This window comes from Pseudomonas sp. Pmew2 (assembly GCF_058129885.1).
The window spans coordinates 3,146,327-3,163,967 of record NZ_CM176702.1; the positions used below are offsets into that span (position 1 = coordinate 3,146,327).

At 58.8% G+C, this 17,641-nt stretch carries 12 protein-coding genes and 4 pseudogenes; 12 read left to right on the forward strand and 4 right to left on the reverse strand.

Going from position 1 to position 17,641, the window contains the following annotated elements:
- Positions 1-203: 203 nt before the first annotated feature.
- The 5 genes and pseudogenes from AC4ANK_RS14275 to AC4ANK_RS14295 all read left to right on the forward strand — a co-directional run bounded on the left by AC4ANK_RS14275 (position 204) and on the right by AC4ANK_RS14295 (position 5,551).
- Positions 204-1,647, forward strand: a pseudogene (locus tag AC4ANK_RS14275) (NAD(P)-binding domain-containing protein).
- A pseudogene (locus tag AC4ANK_RS14280) lies at positions 1,644-2,625 on the forward strand (ABC transporter permease). The pseudogenes AC4ANK_RS14275 and AC4ANK_RS14280 overlap by 4 nt, the downstream one beginning before the upstream one ends.
- Positions 2,622-3,542: an ABC transporter permease gene (locus AC4ANK_RS14285; protein WP_031596326.1), complete on the forward strand. Its 921-nt coding sequence runs from the start codon at positions 2,622-2,624 to the stop codon at positions 3,540-3,542. The pseudogene AC4ANK_RS14280 and the gene AC4ANK_RS14285 overlap by 4 nt, the downstream one beginning before the upstream one ends.
- Positions 3,539-4,537 (forward strand): ABC transporter ATP-binding protein, encoded by a 999-nt coding sequence (locus AC4ANK_RS14290; RefSeq protein WP_002553736.1) that lies wholly within the window; start codon positions 3,539-3,541, stop codon positions 4,535-4,537. The genes AC4ANK_RS14285 and AC4ANK_RS14290 overlap by 4 nt, the downstream gene beginning before the upstream one ends.
- Positions 4,527-5,551 (forward strand): annotated as a pseudogene (locus tag AC4ANK_RS14295) (ABC transporter ATP-binding protein). Before AC4ANK_RS14290 ends, AC4ANK_RS14295 begins: the two are co-directional and overlap by 11 nt.
- A gap of 78 nt (positions 5,552-5,629) precedes the next feature.
- Here AC4ANK_RS14295 and AC4ANK_RS14300 read toward each other — a convergent pair.
- From AC4ANK_RS14300 to AC4ANK_RS14315, 4 genes and pseudogenes are all read right to left on the reverse strand, one after another.
- A pseudogene (locus AC4ANK_RS14300) lies at positions 5,630-5,968 on the reverse strand (hypothetical protein); the annotation flags it as partial.
- Entirely contained in the window at positions 5,953-6,702 is a 750-nt protein-coding gene (locus AC4ANK_RS14305; RefSeq protein ID WP_460382697.1) for an IS5 family transposase, read from the reverse strand. The gene AC4ANK_RS14305 and the pseudogene AC4ANK_RS14300, both read right to left, overlap by 16 nt.
- A 109-nt stretch (positions 6,703-6,811) precedes the next feature.
- Entirely contained in the window at positions 6,812-7,561 is a 750-nt protein-coding gene (locus tag AC4ANK_RS14310; RefSeq protein WP_460382697.1) for an IS5 family transposase, read from the reverse strand.
- A gap of 68 nt (positions 7,562-7,629) precedes the next feature.
- Complete coding sequence (locus AC4ANK_RS14315; protein ID WP_421666661.1) at positions 7,630-10,458, reverse strand: toxin VasX; 2,829 nt, start codon at positions 10,456-10,458, stop codon at positions 7,630-7,632.
- A gap of 458 nt (positions 10,459-10,916) precedes the next feature.
- On the opposite strand from AC4ANK_RS14315, the gene AC4ANK_RS14320 reads away from it, so the two are divergent.
- The 7 genes from AC4ANK_RS14320 (at position 10,917) to AC4ANK_RS14350 (ending at position 17,631) form a co-directional block, all read left to right on the forward strand.
- Complete coding sequence (locus tag AC4ANK_RS14320; RefSeq protein ID WP_460382695.1) at positions 10,917-12,494, forward strand: ABC transporter substrate-binding protein; 1,578 nt, start codon at positions 10,917-10,919, stop codon at positions 12,492-12,494.
- The gene (locus tag AC4ANK_RS14325) at positions 12,491-13,525 is read left to right on the forward strand and encodes an ABC transporter permease (protein ID WP_044423760.1); all 1,035 of its coding nucleotides are present in this window, start codon (positions 12,491-12,493) and stop codon (positions 13,523-13,525) included. The genes AC4ANK_RS14320 and AC4ANK_RS14325 overlap by 4 nt, the downstream gene beginning before the upstream one ends.
- Positions 13,522-14,376, forward strand: coding sequence for an ABC transporter permease (locus AC4ANK_RS14330; protein ID WP_002553740.1), 855 nt, complete (start codon positions 13,522-13,524; stop codon positions 14,374-14,376). Before AC4ANK_RS14325 ends, AC4ANK_RS14330 begins: the two co-directional genes overlap by 4 nt.
- Positions 14,366-15,214 carry an ABC transporter ATP-binding protein gene (locus AC4ANK_RS14335; protein WP_002553741.1) on the forward strand — a complete coding sequence of 283 codons (849 nt, stop codon included), beginning with the start codon at positions 14,366-14,368 and terminating at the stop codon, positions 15,212-15,214. The genes AC4ANK_RS14330 and AC4ANK_RS14335 overlap by 11 nt, the downstream gene beginning before the upstream one ends.
- On the forward strand, positions 15,211-15,927 hold the full coding sequence (locus AC4ANK_RS14340) for an ABC transporter ATP-binding protein (RefSeq protein ID WP_002553742.1): 717 nt from the start codon (positions 15,211-15,213) through the stop codon (positions 15,925-15,927). The genes AC4ANK_RS14335 and AC4ANK_RS14340 overlap by 4 nt, the downstream gene beginning before the upstream one ends.
- Positions 15,928-16,159: 232 nt before the next feature.
- Positions 16,160-16,669: a sigma-70 family RNA polymerase sigma factor gene (locus tag AC4ANK_RS14345; protein WP_002553743.1), complete on the forward strand. Its 510-nt coding sequence runs from the start codon at positions 16,160-16,162 to the stop codon at positions 16,667-16,669.
- Positions 16,666-17,631 (forward strand): FecR domain-containing protein, encoded by a 966-nt coding sequence (locus AC4ANK_RS14350; RefSeq protein WP_002553744.1) that lies wholly within the window; start codon positions 16,666-16,668, stop codon positions 17,629-17,631. Before AC4ANK_RS14345 ends, AC4ANK_RS14350 begins: the two co-directional genes overlap by 4 nt.
- The last annotated feature ends 10 nt before the right edge of the window (positions 17,632-17,641 follow it).

The following is a 17,641-nucleotide window of genomic DNA, read 5'->3' on the forward strand; positions in this document are numbered from 1 at the left end:
CGCACGCAGAGCCCGTTAAAATTCCATTCAGGAATATCAATATGCTTTTTTTGCGCATTGCGAGAATAAAAAGCGCCTCTTACTATTCGAATTAAGCATTCAAAGGCTTAAAGAATTCATTTAATGCGACATTGGAATGATTCTTGAAGTGTTTGAGTCACTGCTTGGGCTTGTGGCCCGAACATTTTTTCGAGTACCGATCAATGTCAGATGTAAATGCACCCGCTGGTCTGGCGGCCCTGGAAGCTCGTTTGCAGCAGGATCTGGTCTGGCTGGACCTGCCCGCCAGGCCCTGGGTCAAAGCCAGGGTGAGCGCCGGGCAGGCAGTGCTTGATGTGGCGATCATCGGCGGTGGCATGGCCGGTCTTGCTCTGGCCGCAGAACTGCGCAACCTCGGCGTGGCGGCGGTGATTTTCGATCAGTCCCCGGCCGGTTTCGAAGGCCCTTGGGCAACCACCGCGCGAATGGAAACCCTGCGTTCGCCAAAGCAACTGACCGGACCGGCGCTGGGGCTGCCGGCGCTGACGTTCCGCGCCTGGTACGAAGCGCAATTCGGTATCGACGGCTGGGCATTACTGGACAAGATTCCACGCCTGCAATGGGCCGAATACTTGCGTTGGTATCGCAAGGTGCTGGCGCTGGACGTACGCAACGAACACCGGGTGAGCCGGGTCGCACCCAGAGCGGACGGCCTGATCGAACTGGATATCGTGACGCCTGTGCAAACGCAATTCCTGCTGGCCCGGCATGCGGTGCTCGCCACGGGCCGTGACGGTCTGGGCGGCCCCTGGGTGCCGGATTTTGCCCGGCAGTTGCCGGAGCATTTGTGGACGCATTCGGCGGCGGGCCTGCAGGATGGCTGGTTCACCGGCAAACGTGTGGCAGTCATTGGCGGTGGCGCATCGGCCATGGACAGCGCCGCCACTGCGCTTGAAGCGGGCGCAACGCGGGTTGACCTGCTCATCCGGCGCGCCGAGCTGCCTCGCATCAACAAAGGCAAGGGGGTCGGTAACCCGGGCATGGTTCACGGTTATTGGCGCCTGCCGGATATCTGGAAATGGCGCATTCGCCACTACCTGAACACTCAGCAAGTGCCACCGCCACGCTTCTGGTTCGGGCAAAGCCCGCTTCATGCTCGACAGCCCGGTGCTTTCAGTCGAACAGAACCCGGCTGGCGGCGTGTGGCTGAACACGCCCAAAGCGCGTATCGAGGCCGATTTTGTGGTGTTTGCCACCGGGTTTCGTACCGACTTCCGGCAGCGCCCTGAATTTGCCCCGTTTTCGTCGCAGATTCGCGTCTGGCAGGATCGTTTCGAAGCGCCGCAAGGCGAAACCGACAGCGAACTGGCGGTGCTGCCGGATTTGGGCAATTGTTTCGAGTTTCAGGAAAAGACCCCCGGCGCCTGTCCGGGGCTGAACCATATCCATTGCTTCAGTTACCCGGCAGCGCTGAGCTATGGCGCGGTGTCCGGGGATATTCCTGCCATCAGCGAAGGCTCCAAGCGTCTGGCCCATGCCTTGGTCGGGCAGCTGTTCAATGAGGACATCGCGCTGCATTTCGACACCATGCTCGATTACGCCGAACCGGAGCTGCTGGGCGATGAGTGGGTGGCCAGCCAGCCGACCGCCGAAGAGCTGCGCCAATGATCGGCTGGGCGTTGCGCAGGCTCACTCAGTCGTTGCTGGTCATTCTGTTGATGACCGTGGTGGTGTTCGTCGGCCTCAACGCCATCGGTAATCCGATGGATATTCTGGTTGGTGAAGACCTCAATCAGGCCGAACGTCTGCAGGCCATCGCTCATCTGGGGCTGGATCAGCCGCTGTGGCAGCAGTACCTGATTTTTCTCAAAGGCGCGGTTCACGGCAATCTTGGGCAAAGTTTTGTGTACCACGAAGATGCAATGCGCCTGATTCTGCAGCGCTTGCCCGCGACCTTTGAGCTGGCGTTCAGCGCCTTGTTTCTGGCCGTAGTCATCGGTGTGCCGTTGGGCATGTTCGCTGGTATGTACCCCGAGCACCCGCTTTCCCGGCTGATGATGGCGGCCAGCATCGTCGGTTTTTCGCTGCCGGCGTTCTGGGTGGCATTGATGATGATCATGCTGTTCTCGATCACGCTGGGCTGGCTGCCGGCCAGCGGTCGGGGCGAAACCCGTGAATGGCTGGGTGTGCAATGGTCATGGCTGACGCTGGACGGTTTGCAACATCTGCTACTGCCTGCGCTGAACCTGGCGCTGTTCAAGATTTCGCTGGTGCTGCGCCTGACCCGTGCCGGAGTGCGTGAGGTGCTGCCTCAGGAATTCGTCAAATTCGCCCGGGCCAAGGGCCAAGGGCCTTTCGCCGATGCGTGTGATGTGCATGCACGTCATGCACAACACCATGATCCCGGTGGTGACGGTGCTGGCCATGGAACTGGGTTCGACTATCGCCTACGCCGTGGTAACCGAGAGCATTTTTGCCTGGCCCGGTGCCGGCAAGCTGATCCTCGACAGCATCAACATGCTTGATCGCCCGGTGGTGGTCGCTTACCTGATGGTGGTCGTGGTGATTTTCGTGGTGCTCAACCTGATCGTGGATGGCCTGTATTACCTGCTGGACCCACGCGTACGCATCGAGGCCTCCCGATGAATGTCATTGAAAAAGCCCCGATCGGCAGCACGCTGTTGCAGGCTCAATCGCCATGGCGGCGGGTGCTGACCGAGTTCTTCAGCTCACCGACTGCGGTGACAGGCCTGATGGTCCTTTTGGTCATTGTGCTGGTGGCTGTCCTGGCATCCTGGATCGTGGTGCAGAACCCCTACGACCTGATGCAGCTCAACGTGATGGATGCGCGAATGCCGCCAGGCAGCCTCAATATGGACAGCGGCTATACCTATTGGCTGGGCACCGACGGACAGGGTCGCGATCTGGTCTCGGCGATTATCTATGGCCTGCGCATCAGCCTGTGGGTCGGCATTGGCTCGGCGCTGATTGCGGCAGTGATCGGCACGTTGTTGGGGCTTGTATCTGCGTATGTCGGCGGCTGGGTCGATGCCTTGCTGATGCGTCTGGTCGACTTGCTGCTGTCATTCCCGGTCATTCTCATGGCGCTGATGATTCTCGCCTGGCTGGGCAAGGGCGTCGGCAACGTGATGCTTACCCTGATAGTGCTTGAATGGGCCTATTACGCCCGTACAGCGCGTGGTCAGGCGCTAACCGAAAGCCGTCGCGAATACGTCGATGCAGCGCGCGGGCAGGGCGTTGGTCCGCTGCGCATTGTGATCGGCCACATTCTGCCCAACTGCCTGCCGCCGCTGATCGTGATCGGCGCGCTGCAAATCGCCCGCGCCATTACCCTGGAAGCGACCCTGTCGTTTCTCGGTCTGGGTGTGCCGGTGACCGAGCCTTCACTGGGGCTGCTGATTGCCAACGGCTTTCAGTACATGCTCAGTAATGAATACTGGATCAGCCTGTTTCCGGGGCTGGCACTGTTGATCACCATTGTGGCGATCAATCTGGTCGGTGACCGTCTGCGTGATGTTCTCAACCCGAGGTTGCAGCGATGAGCCAGCCTGAGGTGTCAGCACAGCCAACCCTTGATGTGCGTGGCCTGTGCACTTCGTTCCATACCCGCGCAGGCGTGCTGCCAGCGGTGCGTGATGTGTCCTTGAGCGTGCAGCCGGGGCGTATTCTCGGCCTGGTTGGTGAGTCGGGTTCGGGCAAATCGGTCACCGGGTTTTCGATTCTCGGCCTTGTCGATGAGCCAGGGCGCATCAGTGGCGGGCAGGTGCTGTTCAAAGGGCGTGATCTGACCAAACTGTCTGCCTCGCAACTGCGCGGCATTCAGGGCAACCGGGTGGCGATGATTTTTCAGGACCCGATGATGACCCTCAACCCGGTGCTGCGGGTCGACACGCAAATGATCGAAGCGGTGCGCGCGCATAGCCCGCTCGGCAGGCGAGAGGCCCGTGAGCATGCCAGTCGTACTCTGGCGCTGATGGGCATCGCCAGCCCTGAAGAACGCCTGCGCGCCTACCCGCATCAACTGTCTGGCGGCATGCGCCAGCGAGTGGCGATTGCCATCGCGCTGCTGCACGCCCCGGACCTGATCATTGCCGATGAGCCAACCACTGCGCTGGACGTCACCATTCAGGCGCAAATTCTCAGTGAGGTGCAGAAGCTGGTACGTGAGCAGGGCACCTCACTGATCTGGATCACCCATGATCTTTCCGTGATTGCCGGGCTGGCTGATGACGTGGCAGTGATGTACGCCGGACGCATTGTCGAACAAGGCCCGGTCGCCGAGGTGCTGGATCGCCCGCAACATCCTTATACACAGGGGCTGATCGACAGCCTGCCAAGTCGCAACAAGCGTGGCCAGCGCCTGCGTCAGATACCCGGCATGGCGCCGGACCTTCTGTCTATGCCTGCCGGCTGCGCCTTTGCGGCGCGCTGCTCCAGAGCGTCGCAGATATGTGTACAGAGCGACCCCGAACCCCACGAGGCGGGACCGCGCCAGACGGTTCGCTGCTTTCATCCGGGAGCTGCCGATGCCCAGTGATCTGATTCCCCTTATCGAGCTGCACCAGGTCAGCAAGACCTTCGGCAAACCGGTGGCCGAACACTCTCTTCAAGGACTGCTGCAGCGACTGCACCTGACACGTCCGAAACCGGTGACCCATGCTGTGGATCGAGTCGATCTGCGGATCATGCGTGGCGAAGTGGTCGGGCTGGTGGGCGAGTCGGGCTGTGGCAAATCGACCCTTGGGCGCATGGTCGCTGGGCTGCTGCCGGTCTCGTCAGGTGTCGCATCGGTGGACGGCAAGCCGCTCGACAGCCTGACGACGCAGGAGCGCAAGGCGCTGCGCCTGAAAGTACAGATGATTTTTCAGGACCCGTCGTCAAGCCTCAACCCGCGCCTGAGGGTCGACCGTATCGTCGGGGAGGGCGCGCTGCTGCATGGCCTGACCGACCGCAAAGGGGCTGATGATTACGTCAGTGCCCAGTTGCAACGTGCCGGGCTCAGCCCGCAGTTGCGCCAGCGCTATCCGCATCAATTCAGTGGCGGTCAGCGTCAGCGCATCGGCATTGCCCGTGCACTGGCGGTGCACTGGCGGTGCAGCCGGAACTGTTGGTATGCGACGAGTCGGTAGCAGCGCTGGACGTGTCGATTCAGGCCCAGATCCTCAATCTGTTCATGGACCTGCGCGACGAACTGGGGCTGACCTATCTGTTTATCAGCCATGACCTGGGCGTGGTCGAGCACCTGTGCGACCGCGTGGTCGTGATGTATCTGGGCCGTGTGGTCGAGACGGCATCGGTCGATGACCTGTTTGCGCGTGCCAATCCCCCGTATACCCAGGCCCTGCTGGCGCAGATCCCGCGCTTTGATATCCGCAGTACCTGTTATGACGCGATCCAAGGGGAAATCCCCAGCCCGCTGAACCCGCCAACCGGGTGTCATTTCCACCCTCGCTGTCCGCACGCCATGGCGCGCTGCCGCGAGGAAGTTCCAGCGCTGAGGGAGGTTTCGCCGAACCACCAGAGCGCGTGCCATTTGAATGATCAACGCTGAACGAGCGCCTGAAGCTCGTCACCCTCTGCCATTGCGTACAAGGAATCACCCATGAAACCACTCGTTCGTTCGTTGTTAGCCGTTGGCCAACCATGATTCCAGCGCCGTTGAACTCAGCAAGATGACCAGGCCTACGCCCACTCCGACCAACAGTAATGCGGCCCAACCCAAAGCGGTGAGATTAAGAAGAGTTACAGCCGCCCCGAACAAGGTTCCCAGCGAACCTGCTAGACCACCTAGAGATATCAGCAAATATCCGTACAGCGCTTTATCGTTCCATTGCCATGCTTGCCACGCATCTATTGCATTCACTGCGGATAGAGTTACTCCGGAAACAAAAATACCTATTATCCGACCCGTCACTGAATGAATGAGTTTTTTGGCTAGGGTCTGTTCCCGTTTCACATTGGCAGCCACAGAAAAGCGCAGGCCATTGCTATGACGCTTTCATAGTTTCTCTTGAGTTTGTCGAACCGAGAAGCCGCCGCCCGGAAATGCTTCAACCGGGCAAAGGCGTTTTCTACGAGATGTCGATTGCGATATAACCCTTTGTCCAGATCTGCGTTCCCTTTCAGAGAATTGCGCTTTCGTGGAATCACCACTTTGCTGCCTTGCTGCTCGACCTGAGCGCGTATCGCTTCAGTGTCGTAGCCCTTGTCCGCAATGATCACTTCTGCATTGGGCATCTTGGCAATCAACGAGGCCGCCTGCGAACAATCATTGGTCTGGCCTCCGGTCACGTCAAATGCAATGGGCAGCCCACAAGCGTCTACAGCCAGGTGAATCTTGCTGGTGTTACCGGCTCGGCTTTTTCCGATGGCCTGGTCCTGCGTGCTGGCAGCACCTGCACTGTGCTGATGAGCCTTTACATAGCTGCCATCAATGAAAACCCACTCCATGTCAGGATCGGTCATCAGCACCTCAAGCACCTTGACCCACTTGCCTGAAGCAGACCAGGCATTGAACCGCTTGTAGACCTTGCTCCAGTTTCCAAACGCTTTCGGCAGGTCTCGCCAAGGGCAACCCACACGCATGCGGTACAGCATGCCTTCAACCGTGGTGCGCAAATCTCGCTTGTTGTAGATCGATTCGTGCAGCAAAATTTCTCGAAGCTTCGGCCAGTGCTCATCACTGAGCATTAATCGGGGCATTGCAGGCTCGTATTGGTGTTGTGTGAGAACTCCAACAATACGGGCCTGTTCTCATAGAGATCAATGGGTTACGTCGAAACGGGAACAGACCCTAGGGTCTGTTCCCGTTTCACATTGGCAGCCACAGAAAAGCGCAGGCCATTGCTATGACGCTTTCATAGTTTCTCTTGAGTTTGTCGAACCGAGAAGCCGCCGCCCGGAAATGCTTCAACCGGGCAAAGGCGTTTTCTACGAGATGTCGATTGCGATATAACCCTTTGTCCAGATCTGCGTTCCCTTTCAGAGAATTGCGCTTTCGTGGAATCACCACTTTGCTGCCTTGCTGCTCGACCTGAGCGCGTATCGCTTCAGTGTCGTAGCCCTTGTCCGCAATGATCACTTCTGCATTGGGCATCTTGGCAATCAACGAGGCCGCCTGCGAACAATCATTGGTCTGGCCTCCGGTCACGTCAAATGCAATGGGCAGCCCACAAGCGTCTACAGCCAGGTGAATCTTGCTGGTGTTACCGGCTCGGCTTTTTCCGATGGCCTGGTCCTGCGTGCTGGCAGCACCTGCACTGTGCTGATGAGCCTTTACATAGCTGCCATCAATGAAAACCCACTCCATGTCAGGATCGGTCATCAGCACCTCAAGCACCTTGACCCACTTGCCTGAAGCAGACCAGGCATTGAACCGCTTGTAGACCTTGCTCCAGTTTCCAAACGCTTTCGGCAGGTCTCGCCAAGGGCAACCCACACGCATGCGGTACAGCATGCCTTCAACCGTGGTGCGCAAATCTCGCTTGTTGTAGATCGATTCGTGCAGCAAAATTTCTCGAAGCTTCGGCCAGTGCTCATCACTGAGCATTAATCGGGGCATTGCAGGCTCGTATTGGTGTTGTGTGAGAACTCCAACAATACGGGCCTGTTCTCATAGAGATCAATGGGTTACGTCGAAACGGGAACAGACCCTAAAGAAAATAATATTTTTTGACTGGCCAGCTTGACCGCCAAGGCCTCGGCCGCAATTGCTAAATCCAATAAGGCTCCTCCCAATCCCGCGCCGGCTCTCAGAAATCCTTTTTCGCGTATTGACTGCGCAAATGCCTCACTCTCCGAACTCACATTCCAAACCTCCAACATCAACACCGCCAGACAAAACGGTGTCGACCCCAGCACCCGATAAGCCGCCTTGTTCTTCTCCGAATCCAGTCCCTCTATCGCCTCGCTCAACCCGCTCTTCGCCCGAATATGACCCCGTTCAGCATCACCCACCGCACCGGCCGCCTCACGAGCTTTTTTAAGCGTTCGGTTCATGTCGCCGACCACCTGCGCGGTTTTGTGGCCGCGGGGAATCACCAGTACCAGATGGTCGCCCTTGGGCAGGCGGGTAGAAGAGGGATGCGGTGGGGCGATGTCGCCGAAGGGCGTTCCGTCGGGTCTCAGGTATTCGCCGTAACGTGTTTTTGGCAGCGACTCTCTGCCAGGCAGGTCTTCCAGGCCGAACACGTAGTGTTGTGGGGTGGCCTGATTGCGCCGGATCAGGAAAGCAGCACCAAAATGCTCGGGCATCATGCTGCGCAGTTGTTGTACGCCTCGGCCCTGGCGGTTGACGTTGATCTTGTCAGTGTTTGCGCCGAGTCGTTCTTGCATCTGGGCCAGTCGGTCGTTTGCCGACCGGACGTTGGCATTGGCGCTGTTTGCATTACCTTTGGCTGACGCAAGAGTCTGGCTGGCTTTGGCGACGGCGTTCGCAGCGCCATCTGCGGCGCTTTGCAGGTTTTCAAAGATCCCGACCAGCGCCGCTGTTGTGGCTTTGCCGTTGTTGATCAGGAAGAAGTTCTGCAGGCTGTCGCCCGCCAGCAAGTTAGCGAGGGTGGTGGCGTCCAGTGTGACTTGGGCGATGGGGTCAGGCGCTGGCTGAGTCTCGAAACGGGCCAGTTCGGTGGCGCGAAAACGGCCGTCGCCTTTGTTCTCGTCATCTGTAACCGGCACGACATAAGGCGCGCAAGCGGTCTGTAGATCGCATTCGGGCCAGAGCATGAGGTGCAGGGGCGACGTGTCATCGCTGGCGGCCTGGTTCAAAAACTTCTGCCCAAGGCTCACGGCCTGATCCCATAGCCCAACACCTGTGACCGCATCCACCATGTCGCCACCGGGTGCCAGCGGATCGACGTTGGATGGCAGCAGCGCGAGAGTCGCCAGCGTCCGACTCAACTCATACATCGCCGCCACGTAGTCGAAACCTTCAAGGCTCAGGTGATCCGCCAGCATTTGCTCCGTGGCGCTTTGTTTAAGGCTGGCGACCAGCGCGTCCTGAGCACTGAGCATGTGCCGCCAGACCACCGCGCGCTGGACCGTGGCAGTGCATTGGTTGATCGCTCGCCTGCCAGGCTCATGCAGCTTGGCCATCGCCGCATGCAGCGGGTTTTCCTGACCGCGAATACTGCGCGGCACCACCAGTTGTTGCACCAGCAACGCGCTGGCATGGTGTAGGTGAAGAACGGCGTGTCGGGCGCACAGCGCGAACAGTTGCTGGCACGTATCGACACGTTGTCGCAGATGACGCAGTCGATAGCAGGCATCGTCCAGCAGCACGCCGCAGACCTGCCGCTGCCGCGCTTTGTCCAGCACATCGACGACACCGGCCTGCGCTTCCCAGAGCACGCCCGCATCGACGGGCTCGGCAACGTCATCGACCGGCAGACTGGCGAGCAGCGCATCGGCCATAGCGGTCATTTCCAGGTGCCTGACATCCTGCACAGCAACACCTCTGCCAGCCTGAGCGAGAAATGCCTTGGCTTCTCTGAAGGACTCGACCGGAAACTGCCCCGACAGATCACACAGATACCGCGCCGGATGATCGAGCAGCCTTTCATAACCGGGCTGGCGGGCGCGCTGCGGTGCAGCCAGGCTGACCGGAAACGCGTTGTATTGCAGATTCAGCCGGGTCGCCTTGATCGGGGCGATGAGTGCCTGGGCGACAGGGTTTTTGGCATCAAAGCCGGAAAACGCATCGAGCATCGCCTTGCCATCGGGCTTGCCCTTGTACAGGTCCGTGAAGCGCATTTTCGACCCGCTCAGATCAGGGCTGGTGCAGCGCTGATCTCTTGAAGCCGCGTCTTTTTCCAGATGCTCCAGGCGTGCCGCGCTGAGCTGTATTTCCGAGAAACACAACTGTAGCGTCTGCACGTGCCGGTTGTTCCAGAGTGCCGGCAGCCAGATGTCCTCAAGTGCCTGGCCAGTGGCCTTGCGCTCGCCCGCTAGAAACCCGCTTTGCTGACGATATCGGGCCACGTCGATGTCGTGATACGTGTTGCCGTTTTCGCTGACGTGGATCTCCAGCTCGCGCCACAGCTTCTCCTGATAAAACACATACACATAACCCCCGCGAGCCAGCACCGGTGTACCCATATCGTCCACCGTTTTCGAACCGGGCAATGCCACGAACGGTAATACCGGAACGATCTGGTTGAACTGCGCATCGGCCTGTCGCGGCGTGACTTTCGTGCCGCTGAGCAACGGCAGGCGAATCGGCTCGCCTTCAAGGGTCGCGATCTGCAGATGAAGGTGCGTGCCCTCGATGTGATCCCAGACCTTCAGGGTGCTGCTGAACAGCTCCCTTTCCAGCACTTCTGATTTGGGTGAATAGATACGGGTTCCATCAGAACCCAGCAGCAAAACCTGCTGCTGTTCCGAATGATCCTTACCCACGATCTGGACGATCAGTTTGTCCATTTCGCAGGATGGTCCAGCGCTAAGGCTGCCGTTGGTCATTGTGTGAATTCCCTGTTCTGGCGTTGGTGATCGATACCGTCGAGGCCCAGACAGAAACGGACAGTTGGGCTAGTTGAATGCCGTGAGAGCTAACAAGAACAGTGCCAAATATTTTTTATTCATATAAATCAAAAGGTTAATTTTAAATGTGATTCGAGAGTGATTTCTCAGTCGAAAATCCAATAAAAACCTGCGCGAGATTCTGCGTGCGATTACAAGATATTGCGCAACGCCGTCAAAGCGCCGCTAAGCGAGGCTCGCAAGCCCTTAAGTGATCTAAAGCGACCGCTGATTGCGCAACCTATTGCGCACCACTCCCCAAACCGCAACGCAGCCCTATCCCCGAGCGTCTCAACCCGGAAAAACGTTCTAAGTTAATGACTAAACAGTCTTTTTTATATTACCAAATGCGCTATATCGTCTGCTCCCAATAACTCAAGCTCATAAGGGAATTCACGATGCGGCGTCTGACAGCTCTGGCTATGGCAATCACAATCAGCGGTTCAGCATGGGCTGCGACGCCCCCGGATACGCTGGTGGTGGCGCGTTCAATAGACGACATTGTCAGCTTGGACCCCGCCGAAAGTTTTGAAATAACCGCGACCAACACCCTGGCTAATATCTATCAGCGCTTGCTTGAGCCAGACCGGCAGAACCCGGCCAGTCTGGTGCCTGCCCTGGCATCCAGATGGAAGGCGGGTGACGACGACAAGAGTCTGGTTTTCGAACTGCGTGACGGTGCCAGATTTGCCGCGGGCAACAGTGTTCGCCCGGAAGACGTCATTTACTCACTGAGCCGCGTGGTCAAACTGAACAAGTCACCTGCATTCATCCTGGGTGAGTTGGGCTGGACGGCGGAAAACGTCGACAGCTTCCTGACCCGGGTGGATGACCAGCATGTGAAGATTTCCTGGCCAGCAGCGGTAGGCAGTTCATTTGCGTTGAGCATTCTGTCTGCGACGCCAGTGGGCTTCATTGTCGACGCGGTAGAGGTCGGCAAGCATACGAAAGACGCTGATCTGGGCAACGGCTGGCTGAAAAATCATTCAGCCGGTACGGGTTCCTATGCGCTGCGCAGCTACGTGCCGCACGAGGCGCTGGTGCTTCAGGCCAATCCTAATGCCATCAAGGCCCCCAAGCTGAAAACAGTAATCCTCAAGAACGTCACTGACCCGGCAACCCGACGTCTTTTGGTGGTGCAGGGCGATGCTGACCTTGCGTTCGATCTGGGTGCAGACCAGTTCAGCGCTCTGGAAAAGCAGAAGGGCGTCAGTGTGCAGCGATTCCCGTCCTCAATGATCTATTACCTGGCCATCAACAGTGGCAGCACGCAGGCGCCTGCACTTAAGAACCCGGCGTTCTGGGAAGCTGCTCGCTGGCTGGTTGATTATCAGGGCATTTCCAAAGATCTGTTGAAAAACCAGTACAGCGTCCACCAGGCATTCCTCCCTGAGGGTGTCATCGGCTCGCTGGTCGACAAACCGTTCAAACTGGACGTCGATAAAGCCAAGGCCGCCTTAAAGGCGGGTGGTATTGCCGAAGGCACGAAAATCGAACTCAATGTGTTCAATCAACCTCCCTACACAGATATTGCCCAGGCGCTGCAAGCCAGTTTTGCCAAAGCCGGCATAGAGATTTCAGTGCGTCCGCTGGTAGAAAGCGAGCTACTGGCGAAAATGCGCGCCCGGGACTTTCAGCTGATCTTCACCTACTGGGGGATGGATTATCTGGATCCTCACTCCAACGCGAGCGCCTTCACTTACAACGTCGCCAACGGTCCGAAAACCATCGCCTTGCGCACTCAGTGGGATATCCCGCAACTGAGCCAGGAAACCCGCACGGCTGCTGCCGAACGTGACCCGCAAAAACGTGTTGCGCTGTATACCGACCTGCAAAAAACTGTGCAGCAAAGCTCGCCATTTGTCGTGGCGCTGCAAGGTCAGAACCAGGTCGCGGTACATGACGGCGTGCAAGGTGTGTTACAGAACATCACCGTTTCGCTGCCGTATTTTGATCAGGTGAGCAAAAGCAAGTGAGAGCAGGGGCTTCACGCAGAGTTAAAGTGGCGGCCAGCGGACTGTTGTCGTTGTCGATAACACTGATCGGCCTGTTGTTCTTCACATTCATGCTGACCACTCTATCGCCAGTCGATCCGGCGCTACGGATTGCTGGCGATCACGCCAGCGAATCGTCGCTGGCCCAGGTTCGAACCGATCTGGGCCTTGATCAACCTTGGCCAGCGCGGTTCGGTCGATATCTGAACAACCTCAGGCAGGGCGATCTAGGAGTTTCCATTACCTCCGGACAGCCCGTGCTGGAAGGTTTGAGCCGTGCGCTGCCAGCCACACTTGAGCTCGCGACCCTGGCCATTCTGCTGGGCAGTACCCTCGGCCTGTCATTGGGCCTGCTGGCAGCGTGGCGGCCGGGAGGCTGGGTTGACGGGCTGGTGCGGCTGGTCTCGCTGATTGGCTATTCAGTGCCGATCTTTTGGCTCGGTCTGCTGATGCTCCTGCTGTTCTACGCCAGGCTGGAATGGGCTGGCGGGCCAGGCCGTCTGGACGATTCGTACCTCTACGCCCTTGAATTGAGCAGTGGATTGATGTTGTGGGACACCTGGCGCTCTGGCGAAAGCGGCGCGCTGGCCAACGCCTTCAGTCATCTGGTCTTGCCTGTTCTAGTCCTGGCGTTTTACTCGATGGCAGGCATTTGCCGCATGACACGCTCCGCGCTGCTGGGAGAAATGGGCAAGGAGTACGTCGTGACTGCGCTGGCCAAGGGGGCGGGACGTGGTCGGGTGCTGTTGCGCCATGTGTTGCCGAACGTTGCCGGGACGCTGGTGGTCGTCGTTGCCCTGTCTTACGCAAGTCTGCTCGAAGGCTCGATTCTCACCGAGACGGTCTTCGCCTGGCCGGGTATCGGCCGCTACCTCACCACGGCGTTGTTTGCCGGTGACGTACCAGCGATCCTCGGTAGCACGCTGGTTATCGGACTCTGTTTTGTGGTCGTCAACGGCATCGCCGATGTGCTGGCTGGCATGATCGATCCGCGAACACGGGGGGTGTCATGAGTGTTTCCGTAGCGTTCGACAATATAGTGGCTCGCAGCGGATGGCGTCGCTCACCCGCATTACTCATCGGCGCGTCGATTATCGGGGTGCTGGTACTTGTGGCGTTGCTGGCGCCGCTGTTGAGTGGTTTTGATCCCAATACGCAGAATATTCAGGAGCGTCTGCTGCCGCCGTCTGCCACCCACTGGCTGGGCACCGATGCGTTTGGCCGGGATCTGTTCACACGCCTGCTTTACGGCACACGCCCGACCTTGCTGCTGGTAACGCTGGTATTGCTGCTGACCTTGCCCATCGGTTTGCTGGTGGGCGTTACTGCCGGCTTTTACGGCGGCTGGGCCGAGCGAATCCTGATGCGCCTGACCGACATAATCATGGCCTTTCCGCAATTGGTGCTGGCCTTGGCGTTTGTCGCAATTCTGGGGCCGGGCCTGCTCAACGGGGCACTGGCACTGTCGCTCACGGCATGGCCCGCGTATGCCCGTCAGGCAAGGGCGGAAACCAGTGTATTGCGCAACAGCGACTATCTGGCCGCAGCTCACTTGCAGGGCATACGTGGCATGCGTCTGTTGATCGGTCACGTCCTGCCGCTGTGCCTGCCTTCGGTGATCGTGCGTGTAGCACTGAACCTGGGCGGCATCATTCTGGCCGCCGCAGGGCTGGGATTTCTTGGCCTGGGTGTCGAGCCACCGACTGCGGAATGGGGCTCGATGGTTGCCGACGGCAGCCGGGTCATCTTTGATCAGTGGTGGGTCGCCGCTGCACCGGGAATCGCGATATTGCTGACGAGCCTGTCTTTCAACCTGCTGGGCGACGGTCTGCGCGATGTACTGGATCCTCGTCATGACTCATGAACAATCGCTGTTGAACGTGCAGGGCTTGCGGATCGGTTTTCCAGGCTCGGGCCCGGAACTGATCGAGGTGGTCAAGGGGATCGATTTCACTGTGGGCACTGAAAAGGTCGCGCTGGTGGGTGAGTCCGGCTCGGGCAAGTCACTCACCGCGCGTGCGTTGCTGGGGCTTGTCGCACGCCCCGGTCAGGTGACCGCCGAACACATGAGCCTGGCAGGCGATGACCTGCGCAGCCTGACGGCAAAGCAATGGCAGGGCCTGCGCGGTACTCGTCTGTCACTGGTGTTGCAGGACCCCAGGTATTCGCTCAACCCGGTGCTCAGGGTCGGCATTCAGGTTGAAGAGGCGCTGGTGCTGCATACCCGGCTGGGACGCCGTGAGCGCCGCGAAAAAGCACTCGACATGCTGGAGGCTGTAGGCTTGCCCAACCCGCTGGCGCTGTATGACAGCTACCCCCACGAACTGTCCGGCGGCATGGGGCAGCGGGTGATGCTCGCCGCGATGCTGATCAATGATCCGCGCCTTTTGATTGCCGACGAACCCACCTCGGCACTCGACAGCGGCCTGCGCGATCAGATTCTGGAGTTGATTCTGGGCCTTGTCGAACAACGCAACATGGGGTTACTGCTGATCAGTCATGATCTGCCTCTGGTGGCGAAATATTGTGACCGGGCGCTGGTCATGTACCGCGGGCGGATTGTCGACCGATGCAACGCCGCCGAACTGGCAACTGCCAGTAACCCCTACACGCAGACGCTATGGCGCTGTCAGCCCTCTGCTCTGACCTATGGTCAGGCACTTGCGACCCTTGATCGCAAACTAATGGAGGCGCTGCCATGAGCGTGGTGGATATCAATGAACTGACGGTAAGCTTCAAGCGCGGCCTGCATGCCTTTACTGCACTACAGATGGCAGAGTTGAGAATCGAACCGGGTGAATGCTTTGGCCTGATCGGCGCGTCGGGCTCTGGCAAATCGACTTTGTTGCGAGTGCTCGCCGGCCTCCAGCGCGACTGGCAGGGCAGTGTGAACCTCTTGGGGCAGCCGCTTCACGCGCAGAAAGCCTTCACGGGAACCTTGCGTCAGCAGGTGCAGATGGTGTTTCAGGACCCTTATGCGTCATTGCATCCGCTGCACCGGATCCGCCGCAGCCTGCGCGAGCCGCGGCAGATCAACGGCCTTCCTTTCGACGAGGCCAATCTGGTTGCATCGATGGAACAGGTGGGCCTGTCGGGTGACATGCTCGATCGCTACCCGCATCAACTGTCCGGCGGCCAGCGTCAGCGCGTTGCCATCGTTCGTGCGCTGCAATTGAATCCAGCACTGTTGTTGCTGGACGAACCGACCTCGGCGCTGGACATGACCGTTCAGGCGGAAATACTCAATCTTCTCCAGGCCCTGCGTCGCGACACGGGCATGACCATGATTCTGGTCAGTCACGACATGAATACCGTTGCCCATTTGTGTGACAGGGCACTGTTGATCCGCGAGGGACGTGTCGAGCGACATCTTGATCGTGCGGCACTTGGCGTATTAGCGGGGGCGAACCACTGATCGATTTCCCGGAAGAAATTTACGTCGAAAGTGGTACAAAAAAGTTACACATCGCGTTTATTTGTCGCTCGAGTGAATCACTTGTATACAGCGCAGATCAACGCGTTGCGGACCAATGACCCCGATTTTACGCAGCGGCGGCGGGCTTTTTGAAAAAAAGAGCGTGGACTCGGGATATAACACTAATTAGAATCAGTCTCATTTGGCGCACCCATCGCTCAAGGCTTTTGACATGACTGAAGCAGCGACGCTATCACAGCAGACCTTGCATTCCCTTTACCGCGATCATCATGGCTGGCTGGAAAGCTGGTTGCGCAGACGCATGGGCAATGCCTGGGATGCTGCGGACCTGAGTCAGGATACATTCCTGCGTGTACTGTCCAGCTCTCAGCAGATCGCCGATATGCAGGAGCCACGCGCTTACCTGCTGACGGTGGGCAAGCGCCTGCTCAGTAACTTCTATACTCGCCGCAGCCTGGAACAGGCTTACCTCGAAGCGCTGGAGCGGTTGCCTGAAGACAGCGTGCCGTCGCCTGAGCAGCGCTGGCTGTTGCTGGAAACCCTGCAGGCGCTGGACGAGTTGCTCGACGGTCTTTCGGCAGTGGTGCGCCGGGCGTTTCTCTGGAGCCAGCTTGAGGGGCTGGGGTATCGGGAAATCGCAGAGCGCCTGGATGTTTCCGAACGCACCGTCAAACGTTATATGGCGCAAGCCTACGAACACTGCCTGCTGGTGGATTGGTGATTCGCTCGGCACCTTCTAACGAAGAACGCGAGGTAGTACGCAGGGCGGCGCAGTGGTTGGCGCTTCTGGAATCCGGCGGCGCCAGCGAAGAAGATCACTCCATGCTGCAGCACTGGCGCGACAGCTCTGCCAGTCATGAGCGCGCCTGGCAAAAGGCGCAACAGCTGCGGCAGCGTTTTTTCGGCCTGCCTGCCAATCTGGCTATGGCTACTCTGGATCGTCCCGACAAAGCAAGACGCGCGGCGCTCAAAAGAGCGTTGGGCGCTGTGGCATTGGTCCCTACCGCCTGGCTGGTGGGCCGTCAGTTGCCGCTGGATGTCTGGCGTGCCGACCTGCAAACCTCCGTCGGCGAGCACAAGCGTCTGTCCCTGGCCGATGGCAGCACCTTGCAACTGAACACCGACAGCGCGGTGAATGTCGATCTGGGTGCACGTCGAGTCACCCTTGTGCGTGGCGAGATAGCACTCAAGGTGCCGGGCAGGGCAGCGCTGACCATCGAGGGCCCCTACGGGCGCGTCGTGGTCAGTCAGAGTGAAGTCTGTGTACGTCTCAACCAGAGCGATTGCCGTGTATCGGTGGTCAGCGGCGCAGTGCAACTCTATCCGCTGCAGGGGCCGGTGCTGGCATTGCATGCACAACAACAGGTCAGCCTCAAACAGGACGGAGCCGGGCCTGTCAGCGCCTTCGACGCCTTGCTGCCCGGCTGGCGCGACGATGTATTGACCGCACAGAACCAGTCTCTGGGTGATTTCCTGCGCGAGCTTGGCCGCTACCGCCCCGGTTTGCTGCGCTGGGAGCCGGCACTTGAAGCCCTGCGAGTGACGGGCAGTTTCAGGCTCGACAATACCGACCGCGTGCTTTCGTTACTGGCTGCCAGCCTGCCGGTGGACGTGCAGATGCGGACCCGTTACTGGGTCACGCTGGTACCTCGAAAAAACATTTCGACAAAAAATAATGCGTGAAGCTGTCCCT

Coding starts and splice junctions, on each gene's coding strand:
- AC4ANK_RS14345 (WP_002553743.1), top strand. CDS start 16,160: ATGACTGAAGCAGCGACGCTATCACAGCAGACCTTGCATTCCCTTTAC.
- AC4ANK_RS14330 (WP_002553740.1), top strand. CDS start 13,522: ATGAGTGTTTCCGTAGCGTTCGACAATATAGTGGCTCGCAGCGGATGG.
- AC4ANK_RS14310 (WP_460382697.1), bottom strand. CDS start 7,561: ATGCCCCGATTAATGCTCAGTGATGAGCACTGGCCGAAGCTTCGAGAA.
- AC4ANK_RS14290 (WP_002553736.1), top strand. CDS start 3,539: ATGAGCCAGCCTGAGGTGTCAGCACAGCCAACCCTTGATGTGCGTGGC.
- AC4ANK_RS14335 (WP_002553741.1), top strand. CDS start 14,366: ATGACTCATGAACAATCGCTGTTGAACGTGCAGGGCTTGCGGATCGGT.
- AC4ANK_RS14320 (WP_460382695.1), top strand. CDS start 10,917: ATGCGGCGTCTGACAGCTCTGGCTATGGCAATCACAATCAGCGGTTCA.
- AC4ANK_RS14315 (WP_421666661.1), bottom strand. CDS start 10,458: ATGACCAACGGCAGCCTTAGCGCTGGACCATCCTGCGAAATGGACAAA.
- AC4ANK_RS14285 (WP_031596326.1), top strand. CDS start 2,622: ATGAATGTCATTGAAAAAGCCCCGATCGGCAGCACGCTGTTGCAGGCT.
- AC4ANK_RS14340 (WP_002553742.1), top strand. CDS start 15,211: ATGAGCGTGGTGGATATCAATGAACTGACGGTAAGCTTCAAGCGCGGC.
- AC4ANK_RS14305 (WP_460382697.1), bottom strand. CDS start 6,702: ATGCCCCGATTAATGCTCAGTGATGAGCACTGGCCGAAGCTTCGAGAA.